Raw genomic sequence first — 21,739 nt, forward strand, 5'->3', positions numbered from 1 at the left:
AAATTGACGTTCACGTTGTTTGTTTCGTTCAGTTTTCAAAGAACTACTTAGTCGCTCATTTGCGACTTCCTTATGTTAACATCTTCATTTTTCGATGTCAACTAAGTTTTTTAATTTCTTTTTTGTCGTTTTCTGCGTTTCTGCATCAGCGACGTTTATTAATTTATCATATCCTTACTCTTAGCGTCAACACTTTTTAATAAAAAATTCTTTTTCTTACATAACGAATACATTCTTCCCTATTAGCAACTCTCCGAAATAAACAAAAAATGATTTTATACCTTTCTTCCATCGCCTTTTTTACAACGCTATGTATACGCTCATCTTCAAAATCAAATAAAAGTTCCTCTAACTCTCTCTTCAGTATGTATTCCATTTCTTTTTTCTCTTCCTTCGTCAACATAATCCCAAGCAAATTATCACCTCAATAACTCCTTACGTGTACCGATAAACGCCCCACTCATTTTCAATTATCAATAATGTATCACCAAAAACAAAATTCTATCACTCATTATATCCACCACTTACGATATTAATCCCTTGTTCTCTTTTTTAAATTTAAAGCATATATGTAACTGAAAAGGATTGGACAAAGGGGCGTAATATTATGTTTTTCTTTTTTATTACGAGTAAAAGAACATTTAAACACATTAGCTTAATAGTCGTACTTTCCTTATTTACAGCATGGCTACTCTTTTTAAAAACATATTCACATGAATCTGCTTTTTCAACTGCTACTGGCCCTAAAGTGATTTACAAAGGGGACACTGCAAAAAAACAAGTTGCATTCACGTTTGACATTAGCTGGGGGGACAAAAAAGCTATTCCAATCCTTAATACACTCAAAGAAAGAGAAATTAAGAATGCAACCTTCTTTCTCTCTGCTGCATGGGCTGAAAGACACCCTGATATTGTCGAACGCATCATGAAAGATGGACATGAGATTGGTAGTATGGGCTATAATTACACATCCTACACTTCACTAGAAGCAAATGAAATACGACGAGATCTTTTGCGGGCACAAGATGTTTTTACGAAACTTGGCGTAAAACAAGTCAAGCTATTACGTCCACCTAGTGGCGATTTTAACAAAACAACTCTTAAAATAGCGGAATCACTCGGATACACCATCGTTCATTGGAGTAACAATTCAAATGACTGGAAAAATCCCGGCGTAAATAAAATCATTTCCACAGTCTCTAGCAATTTAAAGGGTGGAGATATCGTCTTATTACATGCTTCTGATTCTGCCCTTCAAACAAATAAGGCTTTACCATTACTCTTACAAAAATTAAAGAGCGACGGATATGAACAAACATCTGTATCACAACTTATTTCCAACACAAGTACAAAAAGTGAAGATATTAAGTAGTTCCTTTCTACACGGTCCTTCACACATAAAAAGCTCTGCTATCTTTTGTTAAGATAGCAGAGCTTTTTTATCCTAGCATTTACAGACGATAAGAATCTGGATAATTAAAAATCCACTCTCCTCATTAAGCTGACTTACTCTTTTGTCCAATTAAACGATGCAATACAAGTAACTGATATGAATTACATAATAAAAGTGGTATCACCATTAAATATAACCAATCTGTATCATTAATCCGGAGCGCTGGTACCCATTCAAGAATTGTTACAACAACCATAAAGAACAGAGCGGGAACAAATGCTTTTTTATTCGTTTCTTTACTCTTTATATAAGCGACAATTGCCCCAAACACAAATAACATCCCAGCAACAAGTATGTTATTCCCTAATGAAACTTCCCCATTTGCAACAAGTACTGACCTTAAATAAACGAAATCAAATAATACGAACGCAATAAAGAACAGTTGCACTGTATTCCATAAAGAAGATGACCGAAACATCCCTAATCCAAAACGATGGATCGTTAAATACGCAAAGAACCCCATTTGACTTATAACACTAAAAATAAATCCTACGCCCATCAACCAAAAGGAAATTGCTAAAATCTCTTTTCCGTCGAAATTTTGAAAAAATTTAGCGTACTTGTCCCACTCTAAAACAAAACCAATAAAGACTGTGCTAATCCCACCAAGAAACAACGTCGTAAAAAATAGTCGTACCCACTTGCGGCTATTCACAACACATCCCCCATTATTCTTATATTTCTAATTAAATTGTAACAATGACAATTTCAAAAAGCTAGCCATGTTAATGTATAAATTCCTTAAAGAGATTTATATTAAAAAAAGAGAACTTTGCTGAAAGGAGCTCCAACTTATGAAACGGATGCTGCTCGTTTTGATTTCTTCTTTTCTATTTATAGCACTAGCGGCATGTGCACAAGAAAAAGAAGCAAAATCCGAACTTGATTATGATCAAACAAAAAAAATGATTGTTGATATTTTAAAAACCGATCAAGGAAAAAAAGCGATCCAAGATGTATTAACTGATGAAAAAATGAAACAAGCACTCATACTAGATGAAACAGTAGTAAAGAAAACGATTGAAGATGCACTGGTATCTGAAAAAGGGCAACAATTCTGGGAAAAGCTCTTTAAAGACCCTGAGTTCTCATCGAAATTTGCTAAAAGTATGGGAAAAGAACAAACAAACTTAATGAAAACTTTACTAAAAGATCCTGAATACCAATCAGGTGTTATAGAGATTATGAAAAATCCTGAAGTAGAGAAAATTATGTTACAAACAATGAAGAGTAAAGAATATCGTCAATATTTACAGCAAGTACTAACTGAAACTGCCGAAAGTCCTCTCTTCCAAGCTAAGATGATTGACATCATTAGTAAAGGTGTACAAAAAGCCGAAAAAGGCGGGTCTGATAAGAAAGGCGCAGGTGGTGAAGGCGGTTCTCAAGATGGGAACAAAGAACAATAATAAAAATTATAGCACTGAGTGGACAATGTATATATTGTCCACTCATTACTACTTTATTTTTGCGCGACAGCTGTTTTATCAATAACTGTCTCAGCTATCGTACGATAAATGAGACCCGTTGTATGTGTATCTTCATATACTGACGGCGCAAAGTCCTCTTTATTCCAATCAGGTTGTTGAAGTGGAATTCGGCCAAGTATATCCGTTTGGAGTTCCGTAGCCAATTTATCTCCTCCACCTCTTCCAAACACATACTCTTTTTCACCAGTTGCTTTACTTTCAAAATACGCCATATTTTCAACAACACCAAGAATACTATGTTCTGTACGTAAAGCCATGGCTCCAGCGCGCGCTGCTACAAATGCCGCTGTTGGATGCGGCGTTGTTACAATAATCTCTTTACAAGCCGGCAACATCGAATGTACATCTAAAGCAACATCACCCGTACCTGGTGGTAGGTCCAATACTAAGTAATCTAAATCACCCCACTCTACTTCTGTGAAAAAGTGATTTAACATTTTCCCAAGCATCGGTCCTCTCCAAATAACAGGTGCGTTATCTTCTACAAAGAATCCCATTGAGATTACTTTCACGCCTAGACGCTCCACTGGTATTATCTTATCACCTCTTACGATTGGACGTTTTTCTATACCCATCATATCCGGTACACTAAAACCGTAAATATCCGCGTCAATGATACCAACCTTTTTGCCTAAACGAGCTAAAGCAATTGCAAGGTTAACAGAAACAGTTGATTTCCCTACTCCACCTTTTCCACTTGCCACTGCTAAAAATGTTGTATTTGAGTTCGGTGATAATAAGGATTCACTTTTCTCTTCCTCTTGCGGTGGTGCAAACTGAGCTAATTCCTCTTCTGTAAATTCTGCAAAACGAAGTCCAACTGTTGTTGCTCCAAGTTCTTTTACTAACTTTACAATTCCAGACTGCAACTGCATTTGTTCCGCTGTACCCGTCTTTACAATTGCAATTTTAACACTTACATGTTCCTTCTCAGGTTTGACTGTCACCTCTTTAATTGCATTTGTTTCTTTTAACGTTTTATGTATAAACGGATCTACAATCCCTTCCAATGCTTCCACTACCTGCTCTTTTGTTACCATAATTAGCCCAGCCCCCTGTATGAAAAATAACGTATTGTTAATTAAATTTATCTCTCTTTATTTTTGAAATAAATGCGTTTACATTTCCAGTATAACATATTTTCGGAAAACTTCGTTAACGAGAGAAACTCGAAAAAATCCTCCTTATTCTGGAGGATTTCCTTTTTCCGTAAAATAACGTAATATACCACGATATATTGCAGCAGCTACTTTTTGTTGGTATTTCTCCGAATTTAACATATATCTTTCATTCACATTCGATAAAAAGCCAGCCTCAATTAAAGCACCTGGTGTTTTAGCATACTTCAATAAATACACGTGAGGAATTGTTTTAGCAGAACGATTCGTATTTTCTAAGCTTGTTCTCAATTCAGCTTGTATAAATTTCGCAGCCCGTTCATTTTCAATCGAAGAACGATAGTAGAACGTTTGTGCGCCCTTAGATCCACTACTAGTTAGGGCATTTAAATGAATACTCGCAAAAAAGTCTACATCAGGCTTATTAATGATCTCAACACGCTTTTTTAAATCCTCTGCTTTACGTCTACTATATGACTTTGTATCTTTATTAGCTAAATCATAATCTCCTTCACGTGTTAAAATAACTAAAGCACCTTGTTCTTGTAAATAATCTTGTACCTTTTTTGTAATCTCAAGTGTAATATCTTTTTCTACAATATCCTTTCCACCAACAGCCCCTCCGTCTGGCCCACCATGCCCAGCATCTAGTACAATCACTTTCCCTGATAAGGGTAAATTCCAAGCTCGCCACGATTTTGTAATTTGAAATTCTTGTTTAACTAAAAAAAACAAAACAACCGCAGCGAGCGCAAAAGAGATAATTCGAATTCTCTTCATACCTTTCCTCCTCCAGCTAGTCCCTCTAATTACTTATATGGGACAAGAGGAAAGTTTATGCTTGTCTTAGTGTAGCTTTAATCGATATCTTCTTTCGCCTTTTTCATAGCCTTCCTGCCACCACAAGCCGATAAACTGCTGGCAAGATTCAAAAAGCAATTCCTCGTCTTGCAACTTAATTTCACGTATAGTCATACTCGTTAAAAATTGAAATAACGTTTCAGTTAATTGTTGTTCTTCTTCTAAAGCCCTATATTTTACATCAAAGAATGATTCGCCATGATAACCAAATTTACTGTATCTCGCTCCTAATAAATAAGATTCTATCCCTAGTTCAATGCAATAATCTTCATACTGACGATGAAGTTCTTGCATCTGAAAGGCATCACGAATATTTAAACGCAATGTTTTTAATGATAATTCTCGCAGCATCTTCCGCTCGTATTTTAACTGCTTTTCTTTTTGTTTTTCTTGTAAGCTGACAATGACATTCATAGTACTTATAAACCTCCCTAATACGTATTAGTCTAAACTTCTAAAGAAGAAGCATACGTAGGACGGTAGCACTAAAATATTCCAAGCTAAAAAAATTACAAAAGAAGAATTAAACATAAAAAAACCCCAACCAAAATGGTTGGGGTTTGTAGTTCGCAAAAATTAACGTTTTGAGAACTGAGGTGCACGACGTGCGCCTTTAAGACCGTATTTTTTACGCTCTTTCATACGTGCGTCACGAGTTAATAGACCCGCACGTTTTAATGTTAGACGGTATTCTGGATCAGCTTTTAATAAAGCGCGAGAAATACCGTGACGAATAGCACCAGCTTGACCAGTGTATCCACCACCATTTACGTTTACAAGTACATTGTAGTTACCTAAAGTTTCTGTTGCAACTAGAGGTTGTTTCACTACTTCACGTAATGCAGCAAATGGGATATAGTTTTCAAAATCACGACCGTTAATAATAACGCGTCCTTCGCCTGGAACTAGGCGTACGCGCGCTACTGAACTCTTACGACGTCCAGTGCCATAGTATTGAACCTGTGCCAAAGTAAGCCCTCCTTTAATTAATTATCCGCGAAGTTCGTAAACTTCTGGTTGTTGTGCTTGGTGTGGATGCTCTGCTCCAGCATACACGTTTAATTTCTTAGACACTTGACGTCCTAAACGTCCTTTTGGAAGCATGCCTTTAATTGCAAGCTCTAACATTTGTACAGGGTAGTTTGTACGCATTTCTAGAGCTGTTCTTTGCTTAAGTCCACCTGGGTGGTTAGTGTGACGGTAGTAAATTTTATCGTTTAATTTATTACCTGTTAAATGAATTTTCTCAGCGTTAATAATAATTACATGATCACCCGTGTCAACGTGTGGTGTAAATGTTGGTTTGTGTTTACCACGTAAAATGGATGCTACTTCAGTAGATAGGCGACCTAAAGTTTGACCTTCAGCATCAACCACATACCATTTACGCTCAACTTCGTTAGCTTTTGCCATAAAAGTCGTACGCATGTGTTTCCCTCCTCGTTATCTTTTCCATAGAAAAAATCTATTGTTTATCTTAAACACGATTTCCTTCCGGGGCTAATCGTGGTTTTAGAAACAATACCATATGTTATGATATACTTTTGAGTTTCTAATGTCAAGCAAATGTTACACCAGGATTAGTTGTTATAGTTTACCTGCCATAAGTAAAGTCCATGACCTGGAGCCATCTTTCCAGCAAACTGGCGATTTTGTTTCGCTAAAATCTCTGGAATACTATCCGGATCAAGCTTTCCTTGACCTACGCTAAGTAACGTACCAACAATAATTCTGACCATATTATATAAAAATCCATTACCTACAAAGCGAAAAATTAATTCATCGTCTTGCTCAATTAATTCGATTTCATAAATTGTTCGCACTTTATCTTTTTTGTCAGTTTTTGCCGAACAAAAAGAAGTAAAGTCATGCGTTCCAATAAAATAAGGAATCGCTTTTCTTATAGAGTTTATTTCGAGCGGATATGGATATTGATATACGTAATTTCTACGGAATACATCCGCAGTCTTTGATAATAATACACGATAGCGATATTCTTTTTTCTCGACACCGTAACGTGCATGAAATTCTTCTGTTTTCTTCTCTACCTGCCTGATAATAATATCATCCGGCAACATTGTATTTAAAGCATTACTCCATTGCCACTCTTCAAGAGACAAAGGTGTATCAAAGTGTATCACTTGTCCTTTGGCGTGAACGGTAGAATCCGTTCTGCCTGATGCCTGCACACGAACAAGTTCTCCCTTATGCAACTTCTGCAATGCTTTCTCTATTTCTTGTTGAACAGTCCGATGCTGTGGTTGAATTTGGTAACCACAAAAATGAATGCCATCATATGCAACTGTACATTTTATTCTTTCCATTTCTCTATTCTCCATTACGACCGCACCCATGCCAAAATACAAGCTAAACAAAGTAAGCTTACAATTGTTACCGTATCACTTATTTTCCAGCGTAGTTGCCTAAATTTAGTACGTCCTTCGCCACTTTTATATCCACGAGATTCCATCGCAATCGCTAAGTCCTCTGCACGCTTAAAAGCACTGATAAATAATGGAACGAGTAGTGAGATAATAGCTTTCATCCTATCTTTTATCGGTCCCCCGGCGAAATCAATGCCACGTGACGCTTGTGCTTTCATAATTTTACTCGTTTCATCCATTAATGTCGGGATAAAACGTAGTGAAATTGACATCATTAATGCGATTTCATGAACAGGAACTTTTATACGCTTGAACGGCTTTAATAACGTCTCCAACCCATCTGTAATTTCAATAGGTGTCGTCGTTAACGTTAATAATGTCGTCATTAAAATAATAACGAAGAATCGTATAGAAATGTATATCCCTTGCTCTAATCCTTTTTCATGTATCGAAAACCAACCAAGCTGGAATAGTACTTCCCCTTCTTTATTTGTAAAAATATGCAGGAAAAATGTAAAAAGAAAAATCCACAGAATTGGTTTTAAGCCCGAAAGTACATAACGAATCGGCACTTTTGCAAAAAATAAAGCAATGAGTGCATATAAAAATAAAAATCCATATGAAATCGCATTATTTGCTAAGAAAACAACAAATACATATAAAAAGACAATCAACAGCTTCGTACGAGGATCAAGTTGATGAATGAGTGACTGACCTGGAATATATCTCCCAATAATCAACTGCTGCATGATTCATGACCACCTTTTCGTAACACCTGTACAACTTCATGAGTAAGATCCTCTAAAGATAAGGTAGCCTTCGAAATTGAAATACCAAACTTCTCTTCAATTGCACGTTTATACTTTAAAGACATTGGAAGATCCACACCGATTTGTTCTAATTCATCAGCATATGAAAATACTTCCTCTGCTCTTCCTTGCAAAAAGACCGTTCCTTTATGCATGACCACTATTTGATCTGCATACTTAGCGGCATCCTCCATATTATGGGTAACAAGAATGACTGTAAGCCCCTGTTCCTTATGCAAATTGTAAAACATCTCCATGAGCTCGTGCTGTCCTTTTGGATCAAGCCCTGCTGTAGGTTCATCTAATACAAGCACTTCGGGTTCCATCGCTAGTACGCCTGCTATTGCAACACGCCTCATTTGCCCACCGCTTAATTCAAACGGAGAACGTGCTAATAACTCTATGTCCAATCCAACAAGCTGGATTGCATCTTTCGCCTTTTGTTTTGCCTCTTCTTCAGATACACCAAAATTAGTCGGTCCAAAACAAATATCCTTTTCAACTGTTTCTTCAAATAGTTGATGTTCTGGAAACTGAAAGACAACCCCTACTTTTTTTCGTAGCGGCTTAAGCTTTTTCTCTTTCTTCCCTGCTGAAATTAAATGTTCACCAATTTGAACCGTACCATTTGTCGGCTGCAATAAACCATTTAAATGTTGAATCATCGTCGACTTACCTGAACCAGTATGACCGATAATGGCATAATAGCCCCCACTTGGAAACGACACGTCTACATCATAAAGTGCGCGTCTTTCAAATGGAGTTTTATATTGATAACGATGTTCTACTTTTTGGAATGTAATCTCCAAAGTTCGTTCACCAAGCTTTCCATTGTAAGATGCGTATTTTGCAAGTGAATTTCATTTCTTTTTAATAATTCTGCTATTTTCACCGAAAAAGGTACATCTAATCCAATCTCTTGGAGCATATGAGAGGATTTGAAAATTTGCTCTGGAGTACCTTCCTCTAATATTTCTCCCTTGTTCAAAATAATAATACGGTCTGACTGTGCCGCTTCTTCTAAATCGTGCGTAATCGATAATACCGTAATACCCTTTTGATCAACAAGTTGTCTGACCGTTTCTACTACTTCACGTCTCCCCTGAGGATCTAACATTGAAGTTGCTTCATCTAGTATTAAAATAGATGGTTGAAGTGCTAGAACACCTGCTATTGCGACTCGCTGCTTTTGTCCACCAGATAACGAATGGGGTTCTTCATTTAAAAAATCTTCCATACGGACAAGTTGCAGAGCTTGTTCTAGTCTTTCTATCATCTGCTCCCTTGGCATTCCGATGTTCTCTAGGCCGAATACAACGTCATCTTGTACTGTCGTTCCAACAAATTGATTATCTGGATTTTGAAATACCATGCCAATTTGCTTTCGAACATCCCATACTGTTTCCTCTGATAAAATCATTGTATCATTTAAAGTAATTTTCCCTGATTCCGGTAAAAATAAGCCATTCAATAATTTTGCAAGTGTAGACTTCCCTGAACCATTTTGTCCAATAACAGCTACCCATTCTCCTTCATATAAGGAAAACGAAACATCTTTTAATGCATAAGAGGCTGCCCCAGGATATTGAAATGATATATTTTCTGTCCGAAGTTTCTCTTTTTTCAATACAAGGCACCCTTTCTTTCGTCAAGTTAGCCTATTTTTATACTTAAAAAAAAAGGGCCATGACCAGTTACTTGAAAAGAACTGTCCTGCCCTTTTAATCATCATTATACTAACTCGATAATTACCATTGGTGCTGCGTCTCCGCGACGTGGACCAATTTTTGCAATACGAGTGTATCCGCCTTGGCGCTCAGCATAGCGTGGAGCTACATCAGCGAATAATTTTTGAAGTGCATCTTGACCAGTCTCAGCGTTAGCAACCTCATTACGGATGAAAGCTGCTGCTTGACGACGAGCATGAAGATCTCCGCGTTTACCTAAAGTGATCATTTTTTCCACTACAGAACGAAGTTCTTTTGCACGAGTTTCTGTCGTTTGGATGCGCTCGTTGATAATTAAATCAGTAGCTAAATCACGTAACATAGCTTTACGTTGCGCACTTGTACGGCCTAATTTTCTGTATGCCATTCGTAGTTCCCTCCTTTGTTGATGGGTTTAAATCCTCAGTCGTCTTTACGTAAACCTAAACCTAATTCCTCAAGTTTATGTTTAACTTCTTCTAAGGATTTACGTCCTAAGTTACGAACTTTCATCATATCTTCTTCTGTTTTGTTCGCAAGCTCTTGTACAGTATTAATTCCTGCACGTTTTAGGCAATTATAAGAACGAACAGAAAGATCTAGTTCTTCGATAGTCATCTCAAGAACTTTTTCTTTTTGATCTTCTTCCTTCTCGACCATAATCTCAGCATTTTGTGCTTCGTCAGTTAAACCAACAAAGATATTTAAATGCTCAGTTAAGATTTTGGCACCTAAAGAGATAGCTTCTTTTGGCCCGATGCTTCCATCCGTCCATACATCAAGCGTAAGCTTATCATAATTAGCCACTTGTCCGACACGTGTCTTTTCCACTTGGTAAGTCACACGTGATACTGGAGTATAAATAGAATCAATAGGAATTACTCCTATTGGTTGATCTTCGCTTTTATTTGCATCAGCTGGCGTATACCCACGGCCACGCTTTGCAGTTAAACGCATGCGGAAATGCGCATTTTTTGCTAACGTCGCAATGTGTAAATCTGGATTTAAGATTTCAACATCACTATCGTGAGTAATATCAGCAGCTGTGACAATACCTTCGCCCTGTACATCGATTTCCAACGTCTTCTCTTCATCAGAGTAGATTTTAAGAGCTAACTTTTTCAAGTTTAAGATCATCGTCGTAACGTCTTCTACTACGCCCTCAACTGTTGAAAATTCGTGTAAAACGCCATCGATTTGGATAGCAGTTACAGCGGCACCAGGGAGTGAGGATAAAAGAATACGACGTAAGGAGTTACCCAAAGTAGTACCATATCCACGCTCAAGCGGTTCAATCACGAATTTGCCATACTTAGCATCTTCGTTAAGTTCAACCGTTTCGATTTTCGGTTTTTCGATTTCAATCATTAACTAAACCCTCCTTCAAAACGTCGAAACCCCGGTTAAACAAAGGAAGAACCCCTGTTTAACCGAAAGTCCCCCTTAGGCAGTTCCCGATTGTGCACAACAAGCGATGTTTCTGTACGAAATTTCTCGATAATGCATCATATCCATTATAGACAAAAGGGAAAATTCTATACAGAAAAATTACACACGACGACGTTTTGGTGGACGACATCCATTATGAGGAACTGGAGTAACATCTCTAATTGCTGTTACTTCTAGACCTGCCGCTTGAAGAGCACGAATTGCAGCTTCACGACCAGCACCAGGACCTTTAACAGTAACCTCTAAAGTTTTTAAACCATGCTCCATTGCAACTTTAGAAGCAGCTTCAGCAGCCATTTGCGCAGCGAATGGAGTAGATTTACGAGATCCACGGAAACCAAGTGCACCAGCACTAGACCAAGAAAGTGCGTTACCATGAGTATCTGTAAGTGTTACGATTGTGTTGTTGAAAGTAGAACGAATATGAGCTATACCAGCTTCAATATTCTTTTTCACACGTTTTTTACGAGTGTTTGTTTTACGTGCCATTGTTAGTTCAACCTCCTTTACTTATTATTTCTTTTTATTTGCTACTGTACGACGTGGACCTTTACGTGTACGAGCATTGTTTTTAGAGTTTTGACCACGAACTGGTAAACCACGACGGTGACGAAGACCACGGTAAGAACCGATCTCCATTAGACGTTTAATGTTAAGAGATACTTCACGACGAAGGTCTCCCTCAACTTTAATACGATCGATGATATCACGGATACGTCCTAATTCATCTTCCGATAAATCACGAACTCGTGCTTCCGAAGAAATACCAGCTTCTGTAATGATTTTTTCAGCAGTTGGGCGACCAATGCCGAATACGTAAGTTAAAGAAATAACAACGCGCTTGTCACGAGGAATATCTACACCTGCGATACGTGCCATTCTGAATGCACCTCCTTCTGATTAACCTTGTTTTTGTTTATGTTTAGGGTTTTCACAAATAACCATTACTTTTCCACGTCTACGAATAACTTTACATTTTTCGCAGATTGGTTTAACTGACGGTCTTACTTTCATGTCTCGAACCTCCTTAAAGATTACGGAGTGCTATATTATTTAAAACGGTACGTAATACGACCACGATTTAAATCGTACGGAGATAATTCTACCGTAACTTTGTCTCCTGGTAAAATACGAATGAAGTTCATACGGATTTTACCAGAAACGTGAGCCAATACGACATGCCCATTCTCTAATTCTACTTTGAACATAGCATTTGGCAACGTTTCAAGAACGGTACCTTCGACTTCAATTACATCATCTTTAGCCATTCAATAGTTCTCCCTTCTTCAAATCAGTAACATTTTACACTGCTCTGAAATCCCGGAGAGCCAGCTACTTATAAAGTGGTAAGGATTTCGTATCCTGCTTCTGTAAGAGCAATCGTGTGCTCAAAATGGGCACACCATTTACCATCTACCGTTACCACTGTCCAGTCATCAGATAGTGTTTTTACATATCGTCTTCCTTGATTCACCATCGGCTCAACACAGATGACCATTCCCGGCTTTAATCTAGGGCCTCTATTTGGTGGACCATAGTGCGGGATTTGAGGGTCCTCATGTAAGTCTTGCCCGATTCCGTGACCAACATACTCCCTAACGATCGAGAACCCATTCTCTTCAGCATGTGTTTGAACCGCATGCGAGATATTTGATAATCTTTCGCCTGGTTTTACTTGTTCTAGACCAAGATACAACGATTTTTCTGTGACATCAAGTAGCTTTTGAACAGATTCAGAAATGTTTCCAACTGGATACGTCCATGCAGAATCTCCATGGTACCCATTGTATTTCGCACCAATATCGATACTGATGATATCGCCCTCTTCGAGCTTACGCTTCCCTGGAATCCCGTGTACAAGCTCTTCATTTACAGAAGCACAAATGCTCCCCGGAAATCCGTTGTATCCTTTAAAAGATGGCGTAGCACCATATTTTCGAATCGTCTTTTCCGCTATTTGATCGAGCTCTTTCGTTGTAATTCCTGGAGTAATATGTTGTTTCAACTCTTGATGAGTTAAAGCAACGATCCTGCCAGCTTCTCGCATGATTTCTATCTCGCGAGAAGTTTTGCAGATGATCATTAAGCTAAGCCTCCGATGAGAACATCGATATCAGCAAATACTTTATTGATATCTTGCTCACCATTAATGCTTTGTAAGTAGCCAAGCTCCTCGTAGAAATCAAGCAAAGGTTTTGTTTGCTTAATATTTACATCTAAACGATTTGCTACAGTTTCTTCATTGTCATCAGAGCGTTGATATAATTCGCCACCACATTTATCGCACACATCAGCTTTTGCTGGCGGATTGAATTCTAAGTGGTAAGTTGCACCGCATTCTTTACAAATGCGACGACCTGTAAGGCGTGTTAATAACAATCCTGAATCCACATTAATGTTTAAAACATAGTCGATTTTTTTGCCAAGATCTTTCATAATCTCTTCAAGAGCTGATGCTTGTGCAACAGTTCGTGGGAAACCATCTAATAAGAAGCCTTTAATACAGTCTTCTTGGCTTAAACGTTCACGAACAATTCCAATTGTAACTTCATCTGGAACAAGCGCACCTTTATCAATAAAAGATTTTGCTTGTAAACCAAGTTCAGTTTCAGCCTTCATAGCTGCACGGAACATATCTCCTGTTGAGATGTGAGGGATGTTATACTTGGCAACAATCTGTTCGGCTTGTGTACCTTTACCAGCACCAGGAAGCCCCATTAAAATCAAGTTCATCCTTGTTCCCCCTCAGTACATGAGCATGTAGGGAAGACAGTTCTTCCCACTTACTCACTGCTTGATAAACCCTTTGTAATGGCGTTTTACCAATTGGCTTTCTAGCTGCTTCATTGTTTCTAAAGCAACGCCGACAACGATTAACATACTCGTTCCACCAATCTGTGCAGATGGAGGAAGATTTCCCAGTTTCGTAAAGATAACTGGTAAGATTGCAATCGCTGCTAGGAAAATTGATCCCACAAAGGTCAAACGATACAAGATTTTTGTTAGATATTGTTCTGTATTCTTACCCGGACGAATACCTGGAACATATCCACCTTGCTTGTTTAGATTCTCTGACATTTGCTCTGGATTAACCTGAACAAATGCATAGAAGTATGTGAAGGCTACAATGAGCGCAACATATATGATCATTCCCACTGGGTGAGAATAGTTAAAGTTTGCAATAATCCACTGCGATACATCATGTTTCGGGAAGAACTGTGCAATAGTTGGAGGCGTAATTAAGAATGAAACAGCAAAAATGACTGGAATAACACCCGCACTATTTACCTTAAGTGGTAAATGAGTGTTTTGTGCTCCAGCATGATTCCCATTCCCTCCTGTTACACGCTTCGCGTATTGAATTGGGATCTTTCTAACAGCCTGTTGAATGAAAATAACACCAACAATAACTGCTAGCACAGCTAGTAAAATCAATGCAACTTTAACGATACTCATGAACAATTGATCTCCGATATTTTGAAACTGTTGTTGATACACTTGAGATATAACACTTGGGATCGCTGCGGCAATACCACCAAAGATAAGAATGGAAATACCATTACCTACACCTTTAGATGTAATCTGTTCACCTAACCACATTAAAAATGCAGTACCAGCAGTCAGTACCGTAGCAATGTATAAATAAGTGCTCCAACCTGGATTCAAAATTAATTGCCCACCTACCATACCGTTAAAACCGATTGACATACCAAACCCCTGAATAAACGCAAGAACAATTGTAAAGTAACGCGTGAATTGCGTTAGTTTACGACGGCCCATTTCGCCTTGCTTCGACCATTCCGAAAATTTAGGAACAACATCCATCTGCAATAATTGCACGATGATGGATGCTGTAATATACGGCATGATTCCCATCGCGAAGATGGAGAAGTTCTTCAAGGCGCCACCGCCAAATGTATTTAGGATACCTAAGGCATTTAATTGATCTTGTGCTTTCAGTACGTCTCCATTTGTAAATGGCACTGGGATAAACGTGCCAATCCTGAATACGACTAACATCGCTAAAGTGAATAATATTTTACGTCTTATCTCAGCAACGCGCATAAAGTTGGAGATTGTACGAAACATTAGATCACCTCAACTGATCCGCCAGCTGCTTCAATTGCTTCTTTAGCACTTGAAGAGAACTTGTGCGCTTTAACAGTTAATTTTTTCTCTACTGCTCCGCTTGCAAGAATTTTAACACCGTCGTTTAACTTGCTGATAACGCCAGTTTCCAGCAATAATTCAGGTGTTACTTCTGTACCATCTTCAAAACGATTTAACGTTGATAAGTTTACAATAGTAAACTCTTTACGGTTAATGTTTGTGAAGCCGCGTTTTGGTAAACGACGGAATAGTGGAGTTTGACCACCTTCGAAGCCAAGACGAACACCGCCGCCAGAACGTGCGTTTTGTCCTTTATGACCTCTACCAGCAGTTTTACCGTTACCAGAACCGATACCACGACCGACACGGTTACGTACTTTACGAGAACCTTCTGCAGGTTTTAATTCATGAAGTTTCATTCCCAGGCACCTCCTTATATTAATGAGTTATCCTTAAGCTTCTTTTACAGAGATAAGGTGAGAAACTTTGTTGATCATACCAAGAATAGCAGGAGTTTCTTCCTTAACTACAGTTGAATTCAACTTTTTAAGACCTAAAGCTTCTACCGTCGCACGTTGATCTTGTGGACGACCAATTACACTACGAGTGAGGGTAATTTCTAACTTTTTCGCCATTTGTTTTCCCTCCTTAACCTAGTAGCTCTTCTACAGATTTACCGCGTAATTTTGCAACATCTTCAGCGCGCTTAAGTTCGCTTAATCCGTTCACAGTAGCGCGAATCATGTTGATTGGTGTGTTAGTACCAAGAGATTTCGAAAGAATATCTTGTACACCAGCTAATTCTAGTACCGCACGAACAGGTCCACCAGCAATAACACCAGTACCCTCAGCAGCAGGTTTTAAGAATACTTCACCAGCTCCAAAATGACCGTTGATTGTATGTGGAATTGTTGTACCAACTAATGGTACTGCGATTAGGTTTTTCTTAGCGTCTTCGATAGCTTTACGGATTGCGTCTGGTACCTCTTGTGCTTTACCAGTACCGAATCCAACATGACCGTTTTTATCGCCAACTACAACTAGTGCAGCAAAGCGGAAACGACGACCACCCTTAACAACTTTCGCGACACGATTTATCGTAACTACACGTTCTTCAAGTTCTAATTTACTTGGGTCAATGCGTTGCATCAATTTTCCCTCCTTTGACCATTAAAATTGTAATCCAGCCTCACGAGCAGCTTCAGCTAGAGCTTTAACACGGCCATGGTATAAGTAACCACCGCGATCAAATACTACTTCTTTAACGCCTTTCTCTACAGCACGCTTAGCAACTGATTCTCCAACTTTCGTAGCAGCTTCAGTATTGCTAGTACCGTTAAGAGCAAGGTCTTTATCAAGAGTAGATGCACTTACTAATGTTACACCATTTACATCATCAATAACTTGAGCGTAAATATGTTGGTTAGAACGGTACACGTTTAAACGTGGACGTTCTGCAGTACCAGTAAGTTTAGCACGTACACGTGCATGTCTTTTCTTACGAGTCGCATTTTTAGCAGCTTTAGTGATCATTCTTGTCACTCCTTTCTTTCACCTAACGGGTTTACTTAGCAGTTTTACCTTCTTTACGACGAACAACTTCGCCTTCGTAACGAATACCTTTACCTTTATATGGCTCAGGAGCACGTACAGCACGGATGTTAGCAGCAAATTCGCCAACACGTTGCTTGTCGATACCTTTAATTACGATTTTAGTTGGTACAGGTACTTCAACTTCAAGTCCTGCTTCTGGAGTCATTTCTACTGGATGAGAATAACCTACGCTTAAAACAAGTTTATCTCCTTGTTTTTGAGCACGGTAACCAACACCGACTAATTCAAGTCCGCGTGCAAAACCTGTAGTTACACCTTCAACCATGTTTCCGATTAAAGCACGAGTTGTACCGTGTAATGCACGGTGTTCCTTCTGTTCAGATGGACGCTCAACTGTTAGTGTATTTTCTTCAATTTTGATAGACATATCAGTTTTGAAAGTACGAGTTAATTCACCTTTAGGGCCTTTTACTGTTACAGTATTGTCTTCTGCAACTGTAATAGTAACACCTGCAGGGATTTCAAGAATCTTTTTACCAATACGAGACATGTGGTCACACCTCCGTTCGTTTTAAATATATATTACCAAACGTATGCTACTACTTCTCCACCAGTTTGTAATTGACGAGCATCTTTGTCTGTCATTACTCCCTTAGATGTAGAAACAAGAGCGATACCTAATCCGTTAAGTACACGAGGTACTTCATCAGCTTTTGCGTAAACGCGTAAGCCAGGTTTACTGATACGCTTTAATCCAGTGATTACACGTTCATTGTTTGCACCATATTTCAGGAAAATACGAAGGATACCTTGTTTGTTATCCCCGATGTATTCTACATCACGAATGAAACCTTCACGCTTTAAAAGATCAGCGATCTCTTTTTTGATTTTAGAAGCAGGAACCTCTAATTTCTCATGACGTACCATATTCGCATTACGGATGCGAGTAAGCATGTCTGCAATTGGATCTGTCATCACCATGTGTTTTACCTCCTTCCCATTTGTGGGTTTTACCAACTAGCTTTTTTAACACCAGGAATTTGACCTTTATATGCAAGTTCACGGAAACAAATACGGCAAAGCTTAAATTTGCGGTATACAGAATGCGGACGACCGCAGCGTTCGCAACGTGTATACTCTTGTACTTTAAACTTAGGAGTACGCTTTTGTTTCGCGATCATAGATTTTTTAGCCACGTTTTCGCCTCCTCTACTTAGCGTTGGCTTCCATTATTTTTGGAATGGCATACCGAATTGTGTTAAAAGTTCACGAGCTTCTTCATCAGTTTTCGCTGTAGTAACGATTACGATGTCCATACCTCGGACTTTACTTACTTTATCATAATCAATCTCAGGGAAAATTAGTTGCTCTTTAACACCTAATGTGTAGTTCCCACGACCATCAAATGATTTCTTAGAAACACCACGGAAATCACGTACACGTGGTAAAGAAACTGATACTAATTTGTCGAAGAACTCATACATTTGCTGACCGCGTAAAGTTACTTTCGCACCGATTGGCATACCTTCACGAAGACGGAAACCAGCGATTGATTTTTTAGCGCGAGTTACAACAGGTTTTTGACCTGCGATTTGAGTTAATTCTTCTACTGCATTGTCTAAAGCTTTTGAGTTAGATACCGCGTCACCAACACCAGTGTTGATTACGATCTTTTCGATTTTCGGTACTTCCATCACAGATTTATAGTTAAACTTGCTCATTAGAGCAGGAGTAATTTCCTTTTGGAACTTCTCTTTAAGGCGATTCAATGAAGTGACCTCCTTTCTTAAGAAAATTATTTATCTAATAATTCACCAGATTTTTTTGCAATACGCACTTTTTTACCATCTTCTACTTTGAAGCCTACGCGAGTAGGTTCGCCTGTTTTCGGATCTAATACCATAACATTAGAAACGTGAATAGGTGCTTCTTTCGTAATAATTCCACCTTGTGGATTTAATTGAGATGGCTTAGAGTGTTTTTTAACGATGTTAACACCCTCAACGATAACACGGTTTTGCTTTGGGAAAGCCACAAGGATAACACCTTGTTTTCCTTTGTCTTTACCAGTGATTACCTGAACTTTATCACCTTTTTTTACATGCATCTTAATTCTGCACCTCCTTAGCAAGGCAATACCTTAAATTATAGAACTTCTGGAGCTAAAGAAACGATCTTCATGAAGTTGCTATCACGTAATTCACGAGCTACTGGTCCGAAGATACGAGTACCACGTGGGCTCTTATCGTCTTTGATGATAACCGCTGCGTTTTCATCAAATTTAATATAAGAACCGTCCGGACGACGAGCTCCGCTCTTCGTACGTACCACTACTGCCTTAACAACGTCACCTTTTTTAACAACGCCACCTGGTGTTGCTTGTTTTACCGTAGCAACGATAATATCACCAATATAAGCATATTTACGACCAGAGCCGCCTAATACTTTAATTGTTAAAAGTTCGCGAGCACCAGAGTTGTCAGCAACTTTCAAACGAGATTCTTGTTGGATCATGTTATGAAACCTCCCTTCGGACTAAAAATTCCGATTCGTCTATTTAGATAACAACCGCTTCTTCAACGATTTCAACTAAACGGAAACGCTTAGTAGCAGAAAGCGGGCGAGTTTCCATGATTTTAACGATATCGCCAAGTTTCGCTTGGTTTTGCTCATCATGGGCTTTATACTTTTTAGAATACTTAACACGTTTTCCGTATAAGGAATGAGTTTTGTAAGTTTCAACTAAAACTGTAATCGTTTTGTCCATTTTGTCAGAAACAACACGACCAGTATAAACTTTGCGTTGGTTACGTTCGCTCACTATGCAAACCTCCCCTCAATTTATCGATTAATTCCGATCTCTCTTTCACAAACTACAGTTTTCATACGAGCAATCGCTTTACGTACTTCACGGATGCGAGTTGGGTTCTCTAATTGTCCTGTAGCAAGTTGGAAGCGAAGATTAAACAACTCTTCCTTTAAAGCTTTAACTTTTGTTTCGATTTCGGCAGTGGTTAATTCACGAATATCATTAGTTTTCATTAGATTCACCACCATTTTCTTCACGTTTTACGAATTTACATTTCACAGGTAACTTGTGAGCTGCAAGACGTAATGCTTCGCGTGCTACCTCTTCAGATACACCCGCAATTTCAAACATAATTTTCCCAGGTTTTACTACTGCTACCCAGCCTTCTGGTGCCCCTTTACCGGAACCCATACGTACTTCTAGAGGTTTTGCAGTGTAAGGTTTAGAAGGGAAAATTTTAATCCATACTTTACCGCCACGTTTCATGTGACGAGTCATTGCACGACGAGCAGCTTCGATTTGACGGTTTGTAATCCATGAAGCAGCTAGTGCTTGTAAACCGAATTCACCAAAAGCGATTTCAGTTCCACCTTTTGCACGACCACGCATTTTACCACGATGCTCTCTACGATATTTTACGCGTTTAGGCATTAACATATTATTTTCCTCCTTCCTCAGAAGCTTTCTTTTTTGTAGGAAGGACTTCTCCACGGTAGATCCATACTTTTACGCCTAATTTACCGTATGTTGTATCAGCTTCAACTGCTGCATAGTCAATATCAGCGCGAAGTGTATGAAGTGGAACAGTTCCTTCACTGTAAGATTCTGCACGAGCGATATCAGCTCCGCCAAGACGACCAGAAACCTGTGTTTTAATACCTTTTGCTCCTGCACGCATAGCACGTTGAATAACTTGCTTTTGTGCACGACGGAATGATACACGGTTTTCTAATTGACGAGCGATGTTTTCGCCTACTAATTTAGCGTTAAGATCAGCTCTCTTAACTTCTAAAATGTTAATGTGTACACGCTTGCCTGTTAATTGATTAAGAGCTTTACGAAGTGCTTCAACTTCAGTACCACCTTTACCAATTACCATACCAGGTTTTGCAGTGTGAATTGTAACATTTACACGATTTGCTGCACGTTCGATTTCTACTTTAGCAACAGCAGAATCTTTTAAGCGTACAGTAATGTACTCACGGATTTTGATGTCTTCATGTAATAACGTAGCATAATCTTTCTCAGCGAACCAACGAGATTCCCAGTCGCGGATAATACCGACACGAAGACCAATTGGATTAACCTTCTGACCCATCGATTATCCCTCCTTCTTTTCTGATACCACAACTGTGATGTGGCTTGTGCGTTTGTTAATTTGGCTTGCACGACCCATTGCACGTGGACGGAAACGTTTCAACGTTGGACCTTCGTCAACGAAGACTTTTTCAACAACTAGGTTGTTAATATCCATCTCATAATTGTGCTCTGCATTTGCGATTGCAGATTTTAAAACTTTTTCTACAACTGGAGAAGCAGTTTTTGGTGTGTGGTTAAGGATAGCAATCGCTTCACCCACTTGCTTACCTCGGATTAAGTCTACTACTAAACGAACCTTACGAGGAGCAATACGAACTGTTCTCACTACTGCTTTAGCTTGCATTGAAGTGCCTCCTCTCATTATCTTCTAGTTTTCTTATCGTCAGCAAGGTGACCTTTATACGTACGAGTTGGTGCGAATTCACCTAACTTATGGCCAACCATATCCTCAGTGATGTACACAGGTACGTGTTTACGACCATCATATACAGCAATTGTATGTCCGATGAACTGAGGGAAGATTGTTGAACGGCGAGACCAAGTTTTAACAACTTGTTTTTGCTCAGATGCAACTAATTTTTCCATTTTGTTCATTAAGTGATCATCGACAAATGGTCCTTTTTTTAAGCTACGAGCCATTTTGGTGCCTCCCTTCGTGATTGGCGTACGGTTCTTG

38 protein-coding genes are annotated in these 21,739 nt (G+C 38.8%); 2 read left to right on the top strand and 36 right to left on the bottom strand.

Translation table 11 applies throughout. The annotated features are described in order from the left end of the window. Positions 1–196 precede the first annotated feature (196 nt). Positions 197–415 carry a hypothetical protein gene (locus MR066_RS24870; RefSeq protein WP_002139933.1) on the bottom strand — a complete coding sequence of 73 codons (219 nt, stop codon included), beginning with the start codon at positions 413–415 and terminating at the stop codon, positions 197–199. A 192-nt stretch (positions 416–607) separates the two neighbouring features. Between MR066_RS24870 and pdaB the strand changes: the two genes are divergently transcribed. Then, complete coding sequence (gene pdaB, locus MR066_RS24875; RefSeq protein ID WP_002029332.1) at positions 608–1,372, top strand: polysaccharide deacetylase family sporulation protein PdaB; 765 nt, start codon at positions 608–610, stop codon at positions 1,370–1,372. A 124-nt stretch (positions 1,373–1,496) separates the two neighbouring features. Here pdaB and kbaA read toward each other — a convergent pair whose 3' ends face one another. Then, positions 1,497–2,108: a KinB signaling pathway activation protein KbaA gene (kbaA, locus tag MR066_RS24880; protein WP_002124701.1), complete on the bottom strand. Its 612-nt coding sequence runs from the start codon at positions 2,106–2,108 to the stop codon at positions 1,497–1,499. Positions 2,109–2,247: 139 nt separating this feature from the next. Here kbaA and gerD point away from each other — a divergent pair, with 139 nt between their 5' ends. Next, positions 2,248–2,862: a spore germination lipoprotein GerD gene (gerD, locus tag MR066_RS24885; protein ID WP_002009716.1), complete on the top strand. Its 615-nt coding sequence runs from the start codon at positions 2,248–2,250 to the stop codon at positions 2,860–2,862. Positions 2,863–2,915: 53 nt separating this feature from the next. Here the strand turns inward: gerD and MR066_RS24890 are convergent, their stop codons facing one another. From MR066_RS24890 to rpsS, 34 genes are all read right to left on the bottom strand, one after another. Further along, complete coding sequence (locus tag MR066_RS24890) at positions 2,916–3,983, bottom strand: Mrp/NBP35 family ATP-binding protein (RefSeq protein ID WP_088293531.1); 1,068 nt, start codon at positions 3,981–3,983, stop codon at positions 2,916–2,918. A gap of 144 nt (positions 3,984–4,127) precedes the next feature. Continuing rightward, a complete protein-coding gene (cwlD, locus tag MR066_RS24895) occupies positions 4,128–4,841 on the bottom strand; it encodes an N-acetylmuramoyl-L-alanine amidase CwlD (protein WP_002009721.1) in 714 nt (237 codons plus the stop codon). A 66-nt stretch (positions 4,842–4,907) separates the two neighbouring features. Further along, positions 4,908–5,336, bottom strand: a complete 429-nt coding sequence (locus MR066_RS24900; protein ID WP_002029335.1) for a DUF2521 family protein — start codon at positions 5,334–5,336, stop codon at positions 4,908–4,910. Between the two features lie 162 nt (positions 5,337–5,498). Beyond that, positions 5,499–5,891, bottom strand: coding sequence for a 30S ribosomal protein S9 (rpsI, locus tag MR066_RS24905; protein ID WP_002009728.1), 393 nt, complete (start codon positions 5,889–5,891; stop codon positions 5,499–5,501). A gap of 21 nt (positions 5,892–5,912) precedes the next feature. After that, positions 5,913–6,350, bottom strand: a complete 438-nt coding sequence (rplM, locus tag MR066_RS24910; RefSeq protein WP_002029337.1) for a 50S ribosomal protein L13 — start codon at positions 6,348–6,350, stop codon at positions 5,913–5,915. A 152-nt stretch (positions 6,351–6,502) separates the two neighbouring features. Then, a complete protein-coding gene (gene truA, locus MR066_RS24915) occupies positions 6,503–7,246 on the bottom strand; it encodes a tRNA pseudouridine(38-40) synthase TruA (RefSeq protein ID WP_002124694.1) in 744 nt (247 codons plus the stop codon). A 14-nt stretch (positions 7,247–7,260) separates the two neighbouring features. After that, positions 7,261–8,055 (bottom strand): energy-coupling factor transporter transmembrane component T family protein, encoded by a 795-nt coding sequence (locus MR066_RS24920; protein WP_002124692.1) that lies wholly within the window; start codon positions 8,053–8,055, stop codon positions 7,261–7,263. Next, complete coding sequence (locus MR066_RS24925; protein ID WP_002124690.1) at positions 8,043–8,924, bottom strand: energy-coupling factor ABC transporter ATP-binding protein; 882 nt, start codon at positions 8,922–8,924, stop codon at positions 8,043–8,045. Before MR066_RS24925 ends, MR066_RS24920 begins: the two co-directional genes overlap by 13 nt. Then, positions 8,900–9,742, bottom strand: coding sequence for an energy-coupling factor ABC transporter ATP-binding protein (locus tag MR066_RS24930; protein WP_242248874.1), 843 nt, complete (start codon positions 9,740–9,742; stop codon positions 8,900–8,902). The genes MR066_RS24925 and MR066_RS24930 overlap by 25 nt, the downstream gene beginning before the upstream one ends. A gap of 104 nt (positions 9,743–9,846) precedes the next feature. Continuing rightward, the gene (gene rplQ, locus MR066_RS24935) at positions 9,847–10,209 is read right to left on the bottom strand and encodes a 50S ribosomal protein L17 (RefSeq protein WP_000331490.1); all 363 of its coding nucleotides are present in this window, start codon (positions 10,207–10,209) and stop codon (positions 9,847–9,849) included. A gap of 35 nt (positions 10,210–10,244) precedes the next feature. After that, a complete protein-coding gene (locus MR066_RS24940; RefSeq protein WP_002029340.1) occupies positions 10,245–11,189 on the bottom strand; it encodes a DNA-directed RNA polymerase subunit alpha in 945 nt (314 codons plus the stop codon). Between the two features lie 180 nt (positions 11,190–11,369). Further along, entirely contained in the window at positions 11,370–11,759 is a 390-nt protein-coding gene (gene rpsK / locus MR066_RS24945; RefSeq protein WP_002009745.1) for a 30S ribosomal protein S11, read from the bottom strand. A gap of 24 nt (positions 11,760–11,783) precedes the next feature. Continuing rightward, positions 11,784–12,149, bottom strand: coding sequence for a 30S ribosomal protein S13 (gene rpsM, locus MR066_RS24950; protein WP_002091539.1), 366 nt, complete (start codon positions 12,147–12,149; stop codon positions 11,784–11,786). Between the two features lie 21 nt (positions 12,150–12,170). Further along, positions 12,171–12,284, bottom strand: coding sequence for a 50S ribosomal protein L36 (gene rpmJ / locus MR066_RS24955; RefSeq protein WP_000868344.1), 114 nt, complete (start codon positions 12,282–12,284; stop codon positions 12,171–12,173). 35 nt (positions 12,285–12,319) lie between these two features. Next, positions 12,320–12,538 carry a translation initiation factor IF-1 gene (gene infA, locus MR066_RS24960; protein WP_001029884.1) on the bottom strand — a complete coding sequence of 73 codons (219 nt, stop codon included), beginning with the start codon at positions 12,536–12,538 and terminating at the stop codon, positions 12,320–12,322. Between the two features lie 68 nt (positions 12,539–12,606). Next, on the bottom strand, positions 12,607–13,353 hold the full coding sequence (map, locus tag MR066_RS24965) for a type I methionyl aminopeptidase (protein WP_002139936.1): 747 nt from the start codon (positions 13,351–13,353) through the stop codon (positions 12,607–12,609). Next, complete coding sequence (locus tag MR066_RS24970; protein ID WP_002063428.1) at positions 13,353–14,003, bottom strand: adenylate kinase; 651 nt, start codon at positions 14,001–14,003, stop codon at positions 13,353–13,355. Before MR066_RS24970 ends, map begins: the two co-directional genes overlap by 1 nt. A 54-nt stretch (positions 14,004–14,057) precedes the next feature. Then, the gene (secY, locus tag MR066_RS24975) at positions 14,058–15,359 is read right to left on the bottom strand and encodes a preprotein translocase subunit SecY (RefSeq protein ID WP_002091534.1); all 1,302 of its coding nucleotides are present in this window, start codon (positions 15,357–15,359) and stop codon (positions 14,058–14,060) included. Continuing rightward, positions 15,359–15,799 carry a 50S ribosomal protein L15 gene (rplO, locus tag MR066_RS24980; RefSeq protein WP_002009754.1) on the bottom strand — a complete coding sequence of 147 codons (441 nt, stop codon included), beginning with the start codon at positions 15,797–15,799 and terminating at the stop codon, positions 15,359–15,361. Before rplO ends, secY begins: the two co-directional genes overlap by 1 nt. 33 nt (positions 15,800–15,832) lie before the next feature. Further along, the gene (rpmD, locus tag MR066_RS24985) at positions 15,833–16,015 is read right to left on the bottom strand and encodes a 50S ribosomal protein L30 (RefSeq protein ID WP_002009757.1); all 183 of its coding nucleotides are present in this window, start codon (positions 16,013–16,015) and stop codon (positions 15,833–15,835) included. Between the two features lie 13 nt (positions 16,016–16,028). Beyond that, entirely contained in the window at positions 16,029–16,529 is a 501-nt protein-coding gene (rpsE, locus tag MR066_RS24990; RefSeq protein WP_002063426.1) for a 30S ribosomal protein S5, read from the bottom strand. 21 nt (positions 16,530–16,550) lie between these two features. After that, a complete protein-coding gene (gene rplR / locus MR066_RS24995; protein WP_002009761.1) occupies positions 16,551–16,913 on the bottom strand; it encodes a 50S ribosomal protein L18 in 363 nt (120 codons plus the stop codon). A gap of 31 nt (positions 16,914–16,944) precedes the next feature. After that, on the bottom strand, positions 16,945–17,484 hold the full coding sequence (gene rplF, locus MR066_RS25000) for a 50S ribosomal protein L6 (RefSeq protein ID WP_002063425.1): 540 nt from the start codon (positions 17,482–17,484) through the stop codon (positions 16,945–16,947). 32 nt (positions 17,485–17,516) lie between these two features. Next, positions 17,517–17,915 carry a 30S ribosomal protein S8 gene (gene rpsH / locus MR066_RS25005; protein WP_002091529.1) on the bottom strand — a complete coding sequence of 133 codons (399 nt, stop codon included), beginning with the start codon at positions 17,913–17,915 and terminating at the stop codon, positions 17,517–17,519. A 29-nt stretch (positions 17,916–17,944) separates the two neighbouring features. Continuing rightward, positions 17,945–18,130, bottom strand: coding sequence for a 30S ribosomal protein S14 (gene rpsN, locus MR066_RS25010; protein WP_001085700.1), 186 nt, complete (start codon positions 18,128–18,130; stop codon positions 17,945–17,947). Between the two features lie 33 nt (positions 18,131–18,163). Further along, positions 18,164–18,703, bottom strand: coding sequence for a 50S ribosomal protein L5 (rplE, locus tag MR066_RS25015; RefSeq protein WP_002091528.1), 540 nt, complete (start codon positions 18,701–18,703; stop codon positions 18,164–18,166). Between the two features lie 26 nt (positions 18,704–18,729). Next, positions 18,730–19,041 (bottom strand): 50S ribosomal protein L24, encoded by a 312-nt coding sequence (gene rplX, locus MR066_RS25020; protein WP_000558201.1) that lies wholly within the window; start codon positions 19,039–19,041, stop codon positions 18,730–18,732. A gap of 38 nt (positions 19,042–19,079) precedes the next feature. After that, positions 19,080–19,448 carry a 50S ribosomal protein L14 gene (gene rplN, locus MR066_RS25025; protein ID WP_002063420.1) on the bottom strand — a complete coding sequence of 123 codons (369 nt, stop codon included), beginning with the start codon at positions 19,446–19,448 and terminating at the stop codon, positions 19,080–19,082. A gap of 43 nt (positions 19,449–19,491) precedes the next feature. Further along, the gene (gene rpsQ, locus MR066_RS25030) at positions 19,492–19,755 is read right to left on the bottom strand and encodes a 30S ribosomal protein S17 (protein WP_002091526.1); all 264 of its coding nucleotides are present in this window, start codon (positions 19,753–19,755) and stop codon (positions 19,492–19,494) included. Positions 19,756–19,775: 20 nt separating this feature from the next. Next, entirely contained in the window at positions 19,776–19,976 is a 201-nt protein-coding gene (rpmC, locus tag MR066_RS25035) for a 50S ribosomal protein L29 (RefSeq protein ID WP_002091523.1), read from the bottom strand. Then, the gene (rplP, locus tag MR066_RS25040; protein WP_002063419.1) at positions 19,966–20,400 is read right to left on the bottom strand and encodes a 50S ribosomal protein L16; all 435 of its coding nucleotides are present in this window, start codon (positions 20,398–20,400) and stop codon (positions 19,966–19,968) included. The genes rpmC and rplP overlap by 11 nt, the downstream gene beginning before the upstream one ends. Position 20,401: 1 nt before the next feature. Then, positions 20,402–21,061 carry a 30S ribosomal protein S3 gene (gene rpsC, locus MR066_RS25045; RefSeq protein ID WP_002009771.1) on the bottom strand — a complete coding sequence of 220 codons (660 nt, stop codon included), beginning with the start codon at positions 21,059–21,061 and terminating at the stop codon, positions 20,402–20,404. 3 nt (positions 21,062–21,064) lie between these two features. Continuing rightward, positions 21,065–21,406: a 50S ribosomal protein L22 gene (gene rplV, locus MR066_RS25050; protein ID WP_002009773.1), complete on the bottom strand. Its 342-nt coding sequence runs from the start codon at positions 21,404–21,406 to the stop codon at positions 21,065–21,067. A gap of 17 nt (positions 21,407–21,423) precedes the next feature. Next, positions 21,424–21,702: a 30S ribosomal protein S19 gene (gene rpsS / locus MR066_RS25055; RefSeq protein ID WP_000124452.1), complete on the bottom strand. Its 279-nt coding sequence runs from the start codon at positions 21,700–21,702 to the stop codon at positions 21,424–21,426. Between the last annotated feature and the right edge of the window lie 37 nt (positions 21,703–21,739).

Source organism: Bacillus cereus group sp. BfR-BA-01523 (genome assembly GCF_022662615.1).
In the GTDB taxonomy this organism is placed as follows: domain Bacteria; phylum Bacillota; class Bacilli; order Bacillales; family Bacillaceae_G; genus Bacillus_A; species Bacillus_A mycoides.